General features: G+C 53.8%; 1 pseudogene. It reads right to left on the minus strand.

From position 1 onward, the window contains the following. Nucleotides 1–355: pseudogene (locus tag HMPREF2807_RS14035) on the minus strand (transposase); the annotation flags it as partial.

A 355-nucleotide genomic window follows, 5' to 3' on the forward strand; every position in this document is an offset into this window, starting at 1 on the left:
CTGCGGGTCTCCATCAGGTGGGCCACGGCTAGCGCGGCGATGACAATGTTGAGATGTGCTGTGATGGAGTCTTGTTTCCTGGCGTAGATTGGGCGTGCTTTCAGGTCTGATTTCGACATCCGAAACGACTTTTCAATGTTGAATAGCCTGCGGTAATGCCCGATCACCTCCTGGGCGGCAAGAGCGGTCAGGTCGGTTTCATAGCCTTTGATTCCGGCTAGGGCTCGGTGTTTGGCAGCAAGAGCATAGTTGACCTTCTTGTTCGGGGCGGAAAGATCGATATAGCGGTTACGCTTGATAGCGATATCGCCGTCAACAGCCCCTTTGGCTTTTGCGACTTGCTCTTTGATTCCGC

The sequence above is a fragment of the Corynebacterium sp. HMSC074A09 genome, assembly GCF_001811545.1.
In the GTDB taxonomy this organism is placed as follows: domain Bacteria; phylum Actinomycetota; class Actinomycetes; order Mycobacteriales; family Mycobacteriaceae; genus Corynebacterium; species Corynebacterium hiratae.